The 15,379-nt window shown below is 54.0% G+C and carries 14 protein-coding genes; 9 read left to right on the forward strand and 5 right to left on the reverse strand.

The genetic code is table 11. The features are described 5' to 3' along the window. The first annotated feature begins 124 nt into the window (after positions 1 to 124). From KGP26_RS23280 to KGP26_RS23290, 3 genes are all read left to right on the forward strand, one after another. Complete coding sequence (locus tag KGP26_RS23280) at positions 125 to 706, forward strand: NTP transferase domain-containing protein (protein ID WP_021806276.1); 582 nt, start codon at positions 125 to 127, stop codon at positions 704 to 706. Further along, complete coding sequence (locus KGP26_RS23285; protein WP_021806277.1) at positions 706 to 1,680, forward strand: XdhC family protein; 975 nt, start codon at positions 706 to 708, stop codon at positions 1,678 to 1,680. Before KGP26_RS23280 ends, KGP26_RS23285 begins: the two co-directional genes overlap by 1 nt. A 261-nt stretch (positions 1,681 to 1,941) precedes the next feature. After that, positions 1,942 to 3,336, forward strand: coding sequence for a sugar porter family MFS transporter (locus KGP26_RS23290; protein ID WP_037375723.1), 1,395 nt, complete (start codon positions 1,942 to 1,944; stop codon positions 3,334 to 3,336). Positions 3,337 to 3,390: 54 nt separating this feature from the next. On the opposite strand, the gene KGP26_RS23295 is transcribed toward KGP26_RS23290, so the two are convergent. From KGP26_RS23295 to KGP26_RS23305, 3 genes are all read right to left on the reverse strand, one after another. Beyond that, entirely contained in the window at positions 3,391 to 4,281 is an 891-nt protein-coding gene (locus KGP26_RS23295; protein ID WP_115159320.1) for a helix-turn-helix domain-containing protein, read from the reverse strand. Positions 4,282 to 4,440: 159 nt separating this feature from the next. Beyond that, positions 4,441 to 6,087, reverse strand: coding sequence for a class I fumarate hydratase FumA (gene fumA, locus KGP26_RS23300; RefSeq protein WP_021179681.1), 1,647 nt, complete (start codon positions 6,085 to 6,087; stop codon positions 4,441 to 4,443). A gap of 354 nt (positions 6,088 to 6,441) precedes the next feature. Then, positions 6,442 to 8,403, reverse strand: coding sequence for a U32 family peptidase (locus tag KGP26_RS23305; protein WP_223664662.1), 1,962 nt, complete (start codon positions 8,401 to 8,403; stop codon positions 6,442 to 6,444). A gap of 146 nt (positions 8,404 to 8,549) precedes the next feature. Here KGP26_RS23305 and KGP26_RS23310 point away from each other — a divergent pair, with 146 nt between their 5' ends. The 6 genes from KGP26_RS23310 to ruvX all read left to right on the forward strand — a co-directional run bounded on the left by KGP26_RS23310 (position 8,550) and on the right by ruvX (position 12,697). Beyond that, complete coding sequence (locus KGP26_RS23310) at positions 8,550 to 9,050, forward strand: SprT family zinc-dependent metalloprotease (protein WP_021806282.1); 501 nt, start codon at positions 8,550 to 8,552, stop codon at positions 9,048 to 9,050. Between the two features lie 114 nt (positions 9,051 to 9,164). Beyond that, on the forward strand, positions 9,165 to 9,863 hold the full coding sequence (gene endA / locus KGP26_RS23315) for a deoxyribonuclease I (protein ID WP_021806283.1): 699 nt from the start codon (positions 9,165 to 9,167) through the stop codon (positions 9,861 to 9,863). A 68-nt stretch (positions 9,864 to 9,931) separates the two neighbouring features. Then, positions 9,932 to 10,663 carry a 16S rRNA (uracil(1498)-N(3))-methyltransferase gene (gene rsmE / locus KGP26_RS23320; protein ID WP_059201752.1) on the forward strand — a complete coding sequence of 244 codons (732 nt, stop codon included), beginning with the start codon at positions 9,932 to 9,934 and terminating at the stop codon, positions 10,661 to 10,663. Between the two features lie 32 nt (positions 10,664 to 10,695). After that, complete coding sequence (gene gshB, locus KGP26_RS23325) at positions 10,696 to 11,646, forward strand: glutathione synthase (RefSeq protein ID WP_024484034.1); 951 nt, start codon at positions 10,696 to 10,698, stop codon at positions 11,644 to 11,646. A gap of 65 nt (positions 11,647 to 11,711) precedes the next feature. Further along, positions 11,712 to 12,275 carry a YqgE/AlgH family protein gene (locus tag KGP26_RS23330; protein ID WP_059201753.1) on the forward strand — a complete coding sequence of 188 codons (564 nt, stop codon included), beginning with the start codon at positions 11,712 to 11,714 and terminating at the stop codon, positions 12,273 to 12,275. Beyond that, on the forward strand, positions 12,275 to 12,697 hold the full coding sequence (gene ruvX / locus KGP26_RS23335; protein WP_021179674.1) for a Holliday junction resolvase RuvX: 423 nt from the start codon (positions 12,275 to 12,277) through the stop codon (positions 12,695 to 12,697). Before KGP26_RS23330 ends, ruvX begins: the two co-directional genes overlap by 1 nt. On the opposite strand, the gene KGP26_RS23340 is transcribed toward ruvX, so the two are convergent. Further along, positions 12,660 to 14,828, reverse strand: a complete 2,169-nt coding sequence (locus KGP26_RS23340; RefSeq protein ID WP_021806287.1) for a fimbria/pilus outer membrane usher protein — start codon at positions 14,826 to 14,828, stop codon at positions 12,660 to 12,662. The genes ruvX and KGP26_RS23340 overlap by 38 nt on opposite strands. A gap of 83 nt (positions 14,829 to 14,911) precedes the next feature. Then, the gene (locus tag KGP26_RS23345; protein ID WP_021806288.1) at positions 14,912 to 15,355 is read right to left on the reverse strand and encodes a DUF1090 domain-containing protein; all 444 of its coding nucleotides are present in this window, start codon (positions 15,353 to 15,355) and stop codon (positions 14,912 to 14,914) included. Positions 15,356 to 15,379: the final 24 nt, after the last annotated feature.

Raw genomic sequence — 15,379 nt, forward strand, 5'->3', positions numbered from 1 at the left:
TATAATCATAAGCTTATAACCAAAATTATGTGAGCATTAACATTTTGTTTTCATAAAATGAAACACTTGGAAATATATAATGCCTCTATAGTGTGGCTGATTTGCGCAAACGCGGGCAGAAAAGATGACGACAGGTATCGTAATTACCGCCGCCGGGCGGGGTGAGCGTTTTATTCAGGCCGGTGGCAGTGGCAACAAACTGAATGCCCTATTGCAGGGTAAAACGGTGTTTGAACATACGCTGCAACAGGCGCTAGCCTCCGGCTTACCGGTGCAGGTCGTCACCCGGCCAGAAAACCTGCCGGTGCAACAGGTGTGTGCCGCGCATCAGGTTCCCTGCACCTTACTGGCCAGCGGTGGTCTGGGTGAGTCAATTGCTGCCGGAGTAGCCGCAACGGCAGACTGGGACGGCTGGCTGATCCATTTGGCGGATATGCCTTTTGTTTCAACGCAGATCTTTGTACAGGTTGCCGCAGCCCTTAGCCAACACGACATCGTACGCCCCTGTTTCCAACAACAGCCCGGGCACCCGGTGGGTTTCACCGCCATTTTGCGCAAACAACTGTGTGCGTTACGTGGCGATAATGGTGCGCGGGAACTGCTAAGCAGTCACGGGCAGGTCTACCTGCTCCATCTCGATAAACCGAGCATCGTGCAAGATATCGATCTCCCTTCTCAGCTAGTGGCCAACGAGTCCGTTAATTAATGCAGCATCTTGATATCACCGTAGTCAGCCAAGCCATCAACTGGCTGGAACAGCAGCCGGTATGGCTGTGTACCGTATTGAACACTTATGGCTCATCACCACGTTCACCTGGCGCGTTGATGGTGGCGACCCGCGACGGACACTATTGTGGATCGTTATCCGGTGGCTGCGTGGAAGAGGACTTTTTGCGCCGTCTGGCGGAGGGAGAATATCAAGCCGCCAGCCAGGTGATCCGCTACGGCGCTGGCGGGCTAACCCCCAGCGTGGCGCTGCCCTGCGGTGGCGTGCTGGACGTATTGATCGAGCATCTGCCCGCAGGCCCTGCCAGCATTAGCTACTTGCGCAATATCGCCGAGGCATTGGCTGGCCATCATGCCCTGATCAAACACCTGACCTTGCCCAATGCCTGTAGCGCACTGGAAACCACCAGCTTTGCCAGCGCAACCCAGGTCGTGCGCAACCAACAGGAGATCCAGTTGCACATCGCCGCCGCTCCTCGGTTGCTGATTGCCGGGCTTTCCAGCGTGGCGCTGTATTGCGCCGACTTTGCCAGCGCACTCGGCTTTGAAGTGTTGGTATGCGAAAACCGCCCGGAAGCGTTGGAAAACTTCGCCACGCAGCTCAAACCGCATATCACCTTGCTGCGCCAGTTCCCGGCCAAATTCATTGAGGCAGGCGGTTGCCACGCCAACACCGCGATTGTGGCGCTGACCCACGATCCGCGTATGGATGATTTAACCCTGATGGAGGCGATCTACACCCCGGCGTTTTACATCGGCGCGATGGGTTCCCAACGGAACAGCGATCGCCGCCGCCAGCGACTGCAACAGATCGCCGAATTCAGCCCGCAGGAACTCGGCCGCATCCATGCGCCGATCGGCCTGCCGCTCGGCAGTAAAACCCCGGCGGAGATCGCACTGGCTGTGATGGCCGATATCGTGCAGCAGAAGAACCAGCTCCGCCAACCCATTTGAGTACCTGGCGCGATCCCTCCGGCTATGACAAATCATTAGCCACCCAAAAATGAAAGCGATTACACAAATAGACATAAAAAGCCCAACAGACAACCTTAAACCATGGTTTAACATGTCATATTCATGATGTTAAATGTGAACAAATAAACGAATTCAAGTGTAATCGATTACACCAAGTGTGATCGATAGCACGTTAAATCATCACCCAGACCAATAACATAGCCTACTAACGAATCATCTCTTTGGTTAACCGAGGCCGTTATGAGTACATCATCAACAAGTAAAGGCAGATCGAATGCCCAAATGACCTTCTTTGTCTGTTTTCTGGCAGCACTGGCAGGCTTATTGTTTGGACTGGATATCGGCGTGATCGCCGGAGCATTACCTTTTATTGCTCATGAGTTCCAAATCACTTCCCAGCAACAAGAATGGGTGGTGAGCTCAATGATGTTCGGCGCAGCGGTTGGCGCTGTCGGCAGTGGCTGGCTCTCTTACCGGCTGGGGCGCAAATACAGCCTGATGATTGGCGCCGTGCTGTTTGTCATTGGCTCGCTTTGCTCTGCTTTCGCCCCTAACAACGAGGTGCTGCTGGTTTCCCGCGTTCTGCTCGGCCTGGCAGTGGGCATCGCATCCTTCACTGCTCCGCTGTACCTTTCTGAAATCGCGCCTGAGCGCATTCGCGGTAGCATGATTTCCATGTACCAGTTAATGATTACGATAGGGATCCTGGGGGCTTATCTGTCCGATACGGCTTTCAGCTACAGCGGTTCATGGCGCTGGATGCTGGGTATTATCACCCTTCCGGCTTTGTTGCTGTTCGTTGGCGTGTTCTTCCTGCCCCGCAGCCCCCGCTGGTTAGCATCACGTGGCCGTGATGCAGAAGCCAGGAAAGTGCTGGAAATGCTGCGAGATACTACTGATCAGGCGAAGGCCGAACTCGATGAGATCCGTGAAAGCCTGAAAATAAAGCAAAGCGGCTGGGCACTATTCAAAGACAACAAGAATTTCCGCCGCGCAGTCTATCTTGGCGTATTACTTCAGGTCATGCAGCAGTTTACCGGCATGAATGTCATTATGTATTACGCGCCGAAAATTTTCGATCTGGCCGGTTTTGCCAGTACTGCGCAACAAATGTGGGGAACGGTGATCGTCGGTTTAGTCAACGTGCTGGCAACCTTTATAGCCATCGGCCTGGTGGACCGTTGGGGCCGTAAACCTACGCTGAAGCTGGGCTTCCTGGTGATGGCCATCGGCATGGGGACATTGGGTACCATGATGAATATCGGCATGGATACGCCTGCGGCTCAATACTTCGCGATACTGATGTTGCTGATGTTTATTGTCGGTTTTGCCATGAGTGCCGGCCCGCTGATTTGGGTATTGTGTTCAGAGATCCAACCGCTTAAAGGCCGTGATTTCGGTATCACCTGCTCAACGACGGTAAACTGGATCGCCAACATGATCGTGGGGGCCACCTTCCTGACGATGCTCAACAACCTGGGCAGCGCAAATACCTTCTGGATCTATGCCGGACTGAACCTGATATTTATCTTCATTACTATTGCCCTGATACCTGAAACCAAAAATATCTCTCTGGAACATATCGAGCGAAATTTGATGACTGGGAAACCGCTACGGGAGATTGGTTCACACTGATCGAGGCCTTTGATTACCGCCCGTTTCGGGCGGTATTTACATCCGCAACGGCAATCAGGAGCTTGGGCTGGTTTTCTCTGCGAAGGCTTTGTCTGGCACAATCGGGATTAGATACTCATATTCCAGGTACAGCTCTTCATCGCTATCGAGCGAGTAGCTATGCTGCGCGATATCGTACCCTTCCCGGCGTACCAGATTAAACTGCGGCAGAAGTTTGGTATAAACGCTGGCGATATGCTCGTGAAGGGCCACCGGTTTGCCAGCATAGTGGAAGCGGCAATAACCGCCGCTGATTTCCGGTAGTTCCAGCAACGATTTACCCTGGGCGATAGCTTTATCAACCGCCACAAAATAGTCGACCTTCACCCGCTCACCATCGGGCGTAAAATTGGTTAGCGCATAAAGTTTGTCTGGATTTAATTTAAACTCATCACAAAAACGATCCTTTATTCCATCACGAATTGCCGCGTGGGATTCGCCCAACTGTTCAATCTCGATGTGATAAGAATAATACTGACCGACTAGCGAGTAGCTGTCTGGTTTAACCTCAACATAGTCAATAGAGATATCGCTAGGTTGATTTAGCGACAGCGATTGCACCAGATGGCTGAAGTCACAATTTTGGGCCTTACGGTAGGCGCTAGGTGTGACAGAGAAATGTTTTTTGAAACAGCGTGAGAATGTCTGTTGGGAATCGAACTGATACTCCAACGAAATATCCAGAATGCTTTTCTGCGTAAAGCGTAATGAGAAGGCCGCCAGATAGAGGCGACGGGCGCGGATATAAGCAGCAAGTGGCAGGTTGGTCTGTTTGCGAAACATGCGCTGCAGATACCATTTCGAGTAGCCGGATTTTTCGCAAACAATATCCAGTGATAGTGGGTTGCGTAGGTTGTTTTCTATCCAGACCAGTAACTCTTTGATATGCGTTTCCTGCGTCACCATTACTTTTCCTAGCCAAAATTGTCCACGGCAATGGTATACAGATTTATTTAGAGCGTCCAAAGCGACGACACTATTTTACAAAGGCTGACGAATTCATAACAAACATCGCAGCTTGTTACTCACAGAAAAGCCGCCCACCAGGGGCGGCTATCAATCAGATTACTTCACACAGCGCGTACATTGAGATTCCTGGATCTTCTGGAAGAAATCATTCCCTTTGTCATCCACCAGAATAAAGGCCGGGAAATCTTCCACTTCGATTTTCCAGATCGCTTCCATACCCAGTTCAGGATATTCCACGCACTCCAGGCTCTTGATACTCTGCTGTGCCAGCACCGCAGCCGGGCCACCAATGCTGCCAAGATAGAATCCGCCGTGCTTATGGCAGGCATCCGTCACCTGCTGGCTGCGGTTACCTTTGGCCAGCATGATCATGCTGCCGCCGTGTGACTGCAGCAGATCGACATAGGAGTCCATGCGCCCTGCCGTGGTTGGCCCCAGAGAACCCGAAGCATAACCTTCTGGCGTTTTGGCCGGGCCCGCGTAATAGATCGGGTGATCTTTCACGTACTGCGGCAAACCTTCTCCACGATCCAGGCGCTCTTTCAGCTTGGCATGGGCAATATCACGCCCAACGATGATGGTGCCGCTCAGGGAAAGGCGGGTAGAGACCGGATACTGTGACAGCTGCTTGAGGATTTCGGCCATCGGGCGGTTCAGGTCCACCTTGATCGCTTCCCCTTCACCCGCGCGGCGCAGTTCCTGTGGGATAAATTTACCTGGGTTATGTTCCAGTTTCTCCAGCCAGATCCCCTCACGGTTGATCTTACCTTTGATATTACGGTCGGCGGAGCAGGAAACCCCCATCCCCACCGGGCAAGAAGCGCCATGGCGTGGCAAACGCACTACGCGCACATCGTGGGCAAAGTATTTGCCGCCAAACTGTGCACCCAGCCCCAAATTCTGGGCTTCTTTCAGCAGTTCCTCTTCCAGCGCCACATCGCGGAACGCCTGGCCGTGTTCGTTGCCTTCGGTTGGCAGCGCATCATAATATTTGGTTGAAGCCAGCTTCACGGTCTTCAGCGTAGCTTCCGCCGAAGTGCCGCCAATCACAAAGGCCACGTGGTATGGTGGACAGGCCGCGGTGCCCAGAGTACGCATCTTGTCGACCAGATAGTCTTTCAACTTACCTGGGGACAGCAGCGCTTTGGTTTCCTGATACAGATAGGTTTTGTTAGCCGAACCACCGCCCTTGGCGATGCACAGGAATTTATACTCGTCACCATCCACGCTGTAGAGATCGATCTGCGCAGGTAAGTTGCTGCCGGTATTGACCTCCCGATACATATCCAGCGCGGCGTTTTGCGAATAGCGCAGGTTGTCTTCGATAAAGGTGTTGTATACCCCACGCGACAAGGCTTCTTCGTCCCCGCCTCCGGTCCAGACGCGCTGGCCTTTTTTACCCATGATGATCGCCGTGCCGGTATCCTGGCAGGTTGGCAAAATACCCTTGGCGGCGATTTCTGAGTTACGCAAAAATTGCAGCGCAACGTACTTGTCGTTCTCACTGGCATCGGGGTCATTGAGGATATCCGCCACCTGCTGCTGATGCGCAGGGCGCAACATGAACGAGGCGTCGTGGAAGGCGTGCTGGGCGAGCAGAGTCAGGGCTTGCGGGTCAACTTTGAGGACTTCCTGGCCGGCAAATTCGCCGACGGAAACGTGGTCACGGCTTAGCAGATAGTATTCGGTATCGTCTTTCTTCAGCGGGAACGGATCTTGATAATGGAACGGTTTATTCGACATTGATCTCTCACTTGCAACATCAGCTGCGTTAAATTCACACTTACCCAGCGTGCTCGGGGCGCGCTGCGTCAAAAAAACTCCCCACACCTTACGTATTTTTAGGTAGTCAGTTATTGCGCCAAATCGCAAAATAACCTCTATTAACGTAGGGACTTAACGCTGGCGTTGTTTTTCTGACCTCATCCGGTGAGAACTGCGGGTACAGACTCATCATGCACGGATTATTATCCCGCAGTTAACACAATGATTACAATCAATGTGAGTCGATCGGCTTATCATTGTAGGAAAATAGCGTTGCAACGATTTCCTTACGGCCCCGTTTCCACACCAAGCCGTTTTCATTCATCACCTAGGCTATTTTTTCTTCCCTGGTAACGTCGCCATTAGCTCCTCTACCGAGATCCCCCCTGCCACACTCCCCGGCACCGGCATCCGCAAAATATGATTTTTGATCTTCCCAATCACATGCATCTCACACGGCTTGCAGTCAAACTTCAACGTCAACGCCTCACCCTGATGCACCAACTGCATCGGCGATGCCCGCCCCTTCACACCCTGTACACCCTTGGCCTGTTTAGGGCAGAGGTTGAAGGCGAAGCGCAGGCAGTGCTTAGTGATCATCACCGGCACATCCCCTTTTTCTTGGTGTGCCTCGTAGGCGGCATCAATCAACGTGACACCATAACGCTGGTAAAACTCACGCGCCTTGTGGTTATAAACATTGGCAAGAAACGTCAGGTGCATTTCCGGATAAACCGGCGGCGGCACGGAAACCGGTTTGCGGCCACCGCGTTCGTTTTGCGCCAGGCGTGCTGCGTCCAGTGCGTCCACCGCATCGCGGCGCAGTTGGTTGACCTGGCTGTTGGGTATGAAGCAAACCACCGGCAGATCAAGATGAACGTCACGCGGGTAATAAAGGGTTTGCCCCAGTTTGCTCAATCCGTCACGCAGTGTGACAAGCGCTTTTTCCGGCTGGTTGGCGGCGCCGAATTCGCCCTGCAGCGTATGGCTGACGCTGATGCCCTCTTCGCTGATCAGGGTCAGCGTCACTCCGTCGCTGCTTTGTGTCAGCAGAATATCGACGGCGATGCGGCGTTCCGCCGAGGTTTTTAGCAACGCCTGTTGCCAGTTGTGATCGAGGTTGCGATTAAGCGGATGCTGTGGACGCAGCTTATGCAGTTCTGCCGGCATTTCGTTAGGCCAAACCCGGTAGCGCCCTTCGGCAATTTTCTCTGTCTTATTGGCACGGAAGCCGACGATATCGCGCTTGATCAGCACGTTAAGTCCATCGCCATTGGTCAGCGATTCTTTTACTTCCACGTCCAGATGATCTTTACCCACCTTTAGCACTTCTCCTATAGGCAGGCCAATGAACTTGGGTGAGTCAAAGGCACCAATATCCATCTGGCGTTGGTTAACGAAGTAATCGGTACTGCCACGGTGGAAGGTTTTATCCGGCGACGGAATAAAGAAGTGTTCCGTGCGGCCTGACGATGCCGGCGTCAGATCGGAACGCTCGTTGAGAATGGCATCCAGATGCTGACGATAGTACGCGGTGATGTTTTTCACATAGCTCATGTCCTTATAACGCCCTTCAATCTTGAATGAGCGAACACCGGCGTCGATCAGCGCCGTCAGGTTGCGGCTTTGATCGTTATCTTTCATCGACAGCAGATGCTTTTCATACGCTACTACTCGCCCCTGATCATCTTTCAGGGTGTAGGGAAGCCGGCACGCCTGCGAACAATCGCCACGGTTGGCACTGCGTCCGGTCTGAGCATGGGAAATGTAACACTGGCCGGAGAAGGCCACGCACAACGCACCATGGATGAAAAATTCGACGGCAGCGTCGACGTTGTCACTGATAGCTTTTATCTGACTGAGATTCAGCTCACGCGCCAATACCAACTGGGAGAAACCGGCATCGGAGAGGAAACGAGCCTTCTCTACGCTACGAATGTCGGTCTGGGTGCTGGCATGCAGCTCAATTGGCGGAATATCCAGTTCCAGGATCCCCATATCTTGCACGATAAGCGCATCAACTCCGGCGTCATACAGTTGATGGATCAGGCGGCGTGCCGGCTCCAGCTCGTCGTCATGCAAAATGGTGTTGAGGGCGATGAACACTTTGGCCCGGTAACGGCGGGCAAATTCAACCAGCCCGGCGATATCGCTCAAGCTGTTGCCAGCATTGTGACGGGCGCCGAAGCCTGGGCCACCGATATAGACCGCATCAGCCCCGTGCAAAATAGCCTCACGGGCAATACCTGCATCGCGGGCGGGACTGAGTAATTCAATCTGGTTAGATAAAAGCATGAGTATCGCCGTTAGGGTAAGTGTGAAATCGCCGCTATTTTAGACACAAACATCGTACATACAAGCTTTGCATAACGGTAGACCATATACTTTTCCCTACTGCCCCCGTTGCCAGCCGACACGCCATTGCTTAAGCTAGCGCCACTATGAACAGAGTAAGAATCCCCATTGCGCTGCAACAGGCGGTAATGCGCTGCCTGCGAGACAAATTGCAGCTGGCGCGGCAGCATTTTGCCGTCGAGTTCCCAGAGCCCAAGATCCTTTATCAGCAACGCGGCACCAGCGCGGGCACCGCCTGGCTGCAAGCCTGGGAAATCCGCCTCAACCCGGTGCTGCTGATGGAAAACCAACAGCCGTTCATCGACGAAGTGGTCCCCCATGAGTTGGCTCATCTGCTGGTCTTCCGCCAGTTTGGCCGCGTGCCGCCGCATGGCCGGGAATGGCGCTGGATGATGGAAAACGTATTGCAGGTTCCTGCCAGCCGTACCCACCAGTTTGAGACCCGCTCGGTACAGAGCAAAACCTTTCCCTACCGCTGCGATTGCCAGCAGCATCAGCTGACCCTGCGCCGCCATAATAGGGTGATGCGCGGTGAGAGCGAATACCGCTGCCGCCAGTGTGGTGAAAAGCTGACATTTTCCGGTTAATCAATGCGGTTATTAATTATATTTATAAGTTAAAACAATCCATTATCTCTATTTGCACCTGTCGGTGACTTCCGCTACCCTGCCTGCCTTTCCAATTTTGAGCTGTTTTGGAATATGCATCGCAAAATTTTATTTTTAGTCGTATTAACGGCCTCTAGCGGCACGCTAGCCAAGGGGATTAATAACTTTACCCAAGCCAAGGCTGCCGCCGCCAAAATCAACCAGGATGCCCCAGGCAGCTTTTATTGTGGCTGCAAGATCGACTGGCAAGGTAAGAAAGGTGTTCCCGATCTTGATAGCTGCGGCTATCAGGTGCGTAAAAATGCCCAACGCGCCGAGCGTATCGAGTGGGAACATGTGGTTCCGGCCTGGCAGTTCGGCCATCAGTTGCAGTGCTGGCAACAGGGTGGGCGTAAAAACTGCAACAAGGATCCGGTTTATCGCCAGATAGAGATCGACTTGCACAACCTGCAACCCGCCATCGGTGAAGTGAATGGTGACCGCAATAACTTTATGTACAGCCAGTGGCGGGGTGGCGAAGGGCAATACGGACAGTGTCAAATGAAGGTAGACTTCAAGAACAAGCAGGCCGAGCCACCTGCCCGTGCGCGAGGTGCCATTGCCCGCACCTACTTCTACATGCGCGATCGCTACCAGTTGCCGCTTTCACGCCAGCAAACCCAGCTGTTTGAAGCCTGGAACCGCCTGTATCCGGTCAGCGCCTGGGAATGTCGACGTGAAGCACGCATCGCCATGGTACAAGGGAATCACAACCCTTATATTCAACAGGCTTGTCAGCAGCAAAAAGGCTGACCTACTATAGTGCTTTCGCGCTGCCCTCCGGCAGCGCCGTATCATTGAGCCAGGATCTGACAATCATTATGCGTAAACCCCGCATTTACCATCCAGAGCCCTTGAGCGCCAGTGCAGAAATTGCATTGAGCGAGGATGCCGCCAATCATGTCGGCCGCGTGCTGCGGATGAGCGCCGGGCAGGCACTGCAACTGTTCGATGGCAGCAACCAGGTGTTTGAGGCAGAAATCACCCGGGTGGATAAAAAGAACGTGCTGGTTCAGATCAACGCCGGGCAACGGGAAGATCGCGAATCACCGCTCAACTTACATCTTGGCCAGGTGATCTCCCGTGGCGAAAAGATGGAATTCACCATCCAGAAATCCATTGAGTTGGGGGTGAACGTGATCACTCCTCTATTTTCCGAGCGCTGCGGCGTTAAACTCGACGGTGAGCGCCTGGAGAAAAAACTCCAGCAGTGGCAAAAAATCGCCATCGCGGCCTGCGAACAATGCGGCCGCAACCGCATTCCGGAAATCCGCCCAGCGATGTCTCTGGAACACTGGTGCGCCGAGCAGGACGATAGCCTCAAGCTGAACCTGCATCCACGCGCCAGCCAAAGTATCAATACCCTGCCGTTGCCGGTAGTGAGCGTACGTCTGCTCATTGGCCCGGAGGGCGGATTATCCGCCGAAGAAATTGCCATGACCACAGACTATGGATTTACTGATATCCTGCTGGGGCCACGCGTTTTGCGTACAGAAACTACCGCGCTCACCGCAATTACCGCTTTGCAGGTCCGTTTCGGCGACCTGGGCTAAGGGCCTGTCTCACAGGTTCGTAAGGAGAAGAGATGATCAAGCTCGGCATCGTGATGGACCCTATCGCATCCATCAATATCAAAAAAGACACCAGCTTTGCCATGCTGCTCGAAGCGCAGCGCCGCGGCTGGGAACTGCATTATATGGAGATGAACGATCTCTATCTGCATGCCGGTGATGGCCGTGCCCGCACGCGCCTGCTGAACGTGAAAGAAGACAAAGAGAGCTGGTTCAGCTTTGGCAGCGAGCAGGATCTGGCGTTGCAGGATCTGGACGTGATCCTGATGCGTAAAGATCCGCCGTTCGACACTGAATACATCTATGCGACCTACATCCTGGAACGTGCCGAAGTGAAAGGCACGCTGGTGGTCAACAAGCCACAGAGCCTGCGTGACTGTAACGAAAAGCTGTTCACCGCCTGGTTCCCGGAGCTGACGCCAGACACCTTGGTCAGCCGCAGCGCTGCCCATATCCGCAAATTCCACCAGCAGCATGGCGATATCATCCTCAAGCCGCTGGATGGCATGGGCGGGGCCTCGATCTTCCGCGTGAAGCAGGACGACCCCAACCTGTCGGTGATTATCGAAACCCTGACCGAACACGGCAGCCGCTTCTGCATGGCGCAAAACTTCCTGCCAGCCATCAAGGATGGGGACAAACGCATCCTGGTGGTGGATGGCGAACCGGTGCCTTACTGCTTGGCGCGTATCCCTGCCCAAGGCGAAACCCGTGGTAACCTGGCCGCAGGTGGCCGTGGTGAAGCGCGCCCGCTGAGCGAAAGCGACTGGAAAATTGCCCGCGCGGTTGCTCCAACACTAAAAGAGAAAGGGCTGATCTTTGTTGGCCTGGACGTGATTGGCGATCGCCTCACCGAGATCAACGTCACCAGCCCAACCTGCGCCCGTGAGATCGAAGCCGCATTCCCGGTTTCCGTCACCGGCATGCTGATGGACGCCATTGAAAAACGTCTGGCCGCGAAGTAGGCCGACGACGCGCCCTCTCTCATTGGGAGAGGGCATGCATTTTACTTCCGAATTGAATTAACGCCATGAATTTACAGCACCATTTCCTGATTGCCATGCCCGCAATGCAAGATCCGCGCTTCAAACGTTCGGTGATATACGTTTGCGAACATAATGACGACGGAGCCATGGGATTAGTGATCAACAAGCCCGTGGAACATTTCACCGTGGAGACGGTGCTGGATAAACTCGATATCAAGCCTTCACCACGCGATCTGGCGATCAGCCTGGACAAACCAGTGTTCGCTGGCGGCCCGCTGGCTGACGATCGCGGCTTTATTCTGCATACCCCACGCAAAGGCTTTGGCTCCAGCATTCAGATCTCACCGGCCACCATGATCACCACCTCGAAAGACGTGCTGGAAACGCTTGGCACGCCAGATCAGCCCACCGATGTGCTGGTGGCGCTTGGCTATGCGGGCTGGGAAAAGGGCCAGTTGGAACAGGAACTGCTGGAAAATGCCTGGCTGACCGCCGAGGCCGATACCGACATTCTGTTCCACACGCCGATCGCCAACCGCTGGCGCGAAGCCGCCAACCGCCTTGGCATCGATATTCGCAGCATTGCCAGCCACGCAGGACACGCCTGATGACTAACCGCACCATTATCGCCTTCGACTTCGGGACCAAAAGCATCGGCGCAGCGATCGGCCAGGAAATTACTGGCACCGCTCGAGCGCTGGCGGCCTTTAAAGCCCAGGACGGCGTACCTGACTGGCAGAAGATCGAGCGCCTGCTGAAAGAGTGGCAGCCAGACCTGGTGGTGGTTGGCTTACCGTTGAATATGGATGGCACCGAACAGCCGCTGACCGAACGAGCGCGTAAATTTGCCAACCGGCTGCATGGCCGCTTTGGTGTACAGATTGCCCTGCATGATGAGCGCCTGAGCACCGTGGAGGCACGGGCCAATCTGTTTGACCATGGGGGATTCCGCGCATTGGATAAAGGCAGCGTCGATTCTGCCTCCGCCGTGGTTATTCTGGAGAGCTGGTTTGAGCAGCATCCGGGCTGATTTTCCGTGCTGGAGCAAAGCGGCTGAACATGATCGCACCAGCGGTAGGCACCACTTCCTGATCAGATTCAGGCAATTCAAGCGTATCCGGTAGTTCAAGGCTGTCCAGCGTCAGACTGTTGATACGGTACGGCGTCAGATTGCCTATCAGCGCATAGCCACGCCAGTCGGTGGTGACGCCATACTGATTATCGATGCCAATCCCCGGCGTCCCAGGCACACTGACGATGGCCACGGTTTCGCCTAACGTCTGCCCAAGCGTGAGTCCTTCCTGATGCGCCATCAGGCTGCCAGCAAGCTCCAGATTCTGCTGGCGATAGCCTGCCCCTTGCGAATGACCTACCCGCAGGTCACCTGCGTTATATTGATAATTGGCGCTCAGATCCTGGCTACTGCCATTGCGTTGACTTTGGCTAGTGCTGGCGTTGTAGCTCAGGCTATAGTCGTCAAGCAGCGTACCACTGACGCCTATCCGCCGGCTGTCGGTCCGATCGTTAGCCAACGTATGATCATAATTCAGCTTCATACGTGGTGCGCCGATCGCGTTCAACGGCAGCGAGACAGAGAGCCCCAACTGTGCCTGCTCTTTGCCATACGAAGGGCGGTTATATTCCGCATACAGCGCAACGTCTACCTTACCCAGGCTGGCGCTGAAGCCCATCTCGACGCTGGTTTCACCTCTTTGATTACCCCGCGTGGCCTCTCGAGCCAACGTCAGGTAAAGGCTGTCTGAATCGGACAGATACTGGTTATAGCGCGCTTCCAGGCGATACTTTTTTTCCTCGTCAAAGTCACCGACAAAAATGCCGTCTTCCCAGTCCCACCAATAGGTGCTCTGCTGCTCTATCGCCGTGCCAAACGTACGATAGCGCTGCCGCGGATAATATTGCGCCATCAGGCTGAGGGAAGACTCCCAGGCCGGGAAAGCCTTGGCGTAACGCATACGCGCCATGCCGCCGGTGTCCGGCGCTGAACGTCTTGGCTGACGGGCAGATGAAAACGTGTAATCCGCCGAAATCGCTCCCCAGTGGTTAAGACTCTTGCCAATCCCGACCGCCACGCTGCGATAAATATCTGCCCCCTGGAAACCACCATACAGCGTAACCTTCCCCGGGAGCCCATAACTGAGCGAGGCCTGAGCAAAGCCTGGCTGCTCCTCTTCCATACCGTAATAGGGTTGGTATTTACCCACCGAGGCGTCATAGCGCCACTGGCCGGCGTAAACCAGGTTGGGCATGGAGGAGTAGGGGATCTTTCGTTCGGTTTCGGTACTGTCGCTTTCGCGTATCGTGACGGTAAGATCCCCCTCAAGCGCGGGCGGATAGACATCTTTCAACACGAATGCTCCCGGGGAAACAAATGTCTGATAGATAACTTCACCGTTCTGGCGCACCCTCACTTCCGCATTACTCCGTGCGAAGCCACGTATCCAGGGGGAAAACTGCCGCAGGCCATCCGGTAGCATTCGGCTATCCGATACCAGGCTGATGCCACGGAATCGGACGTTATCGAATAAAACTGATGGCGTCACGCTGTCGCCCAAGGTCAGCGTGGCGCGCCAGGCTTTGAGATCCCGATAGGCTAGCGCCCTTTCGGTGTGCCAGGTCGGGTTGCCCCAGATCTCTTTCTGATAGACGGGCTGATAACGCAGCCGCCAAGGGCCCACGTTTACCCCGGTGGTAATATCGGCATACAGGCTTTCGTGCCGCTGCGTATCGCGATAGTTTTCGCCCGCATAATGGCCGTAATTGAACTGATAGTTAACAAATGCCGCATTAATACCGTCATTCCAGCGGCCTGCCAGCTTGCTGTCACCCAGCATGCCTGCCGGGATATCTACCGTCAGCAATTGTGCTATCGGCTCATAGAACACCCCAATTTTTCGGGCACTCAATGCGTCGGGCAGAATACAGCCCTCAGGGGTCGTTTCCATCACTATCGCGGCATCACGTATCCCCCACTCACGTAGCAAGGGGGCATTAATACACGGCTGCTCATCCAGCCCCAGGTTAACGGCCACCTCGCCCTTAAAGTTATCGTTAATAATGAGATAGACGTTATTTATTTCAGCCCTGGCACCGTTAACCAACAGGCCTAACGACATAATGGCAATATGAAAAGTGGGTTTCATTCGTTCCCTGAGTGCAAACCACAATATTTATCCGACACAAAAAGAGGCGCATCTGCGCCCCTTAATTACCAAATCATGACTGCTTATTTCTGTGCAGCGGCCAGTTCAGCACGAGCCTGCTTCAGCTCTTGCTTGATTTCTTTTACGTCAGCCTGCTTTTCTTGCAGTTTTTTCTGGTACTTGGCCACTTTCTTGGCGTCACCTTTAGCCTGAGCTTCGCGCAGGTCGGCTTTGATTTCCTGGACGTCTTGCTGCTTGTCGGCCAGTTTCTGTTCCAGCTTGGTAACTTTCTTCTGCGCATCCTGCAGCACGCTACCGTTGGTGCAATGGGCATTAACTTCGCTCAGAGCACGCTTCAGACCCGCTACGCGGTTGTAGTTACCGTACTTCTCTGCCTGCTGGATCTGATATTCGATCGCAGCACGCTTGGCGTTACAGTCGTAAGCCGCATTAGCCATGGTAGAGAAGCTGGCGCCCAGAACCAGAACCAGTGGCAGAATCGCTAATTTAGTGGTGTTTTTCATCATTTTATCCTTAAACGTTATTACACA

It is taken from the genome of Serratia sp. JSRIV002 (genome assembly GCF_019968725.1).
Lineage (GTDB): Bacteria > Pseudomonadota > Gammaproteobacteria > Enterobacterales > Enterobacteriaceae > Chania > Chania fonticola_B.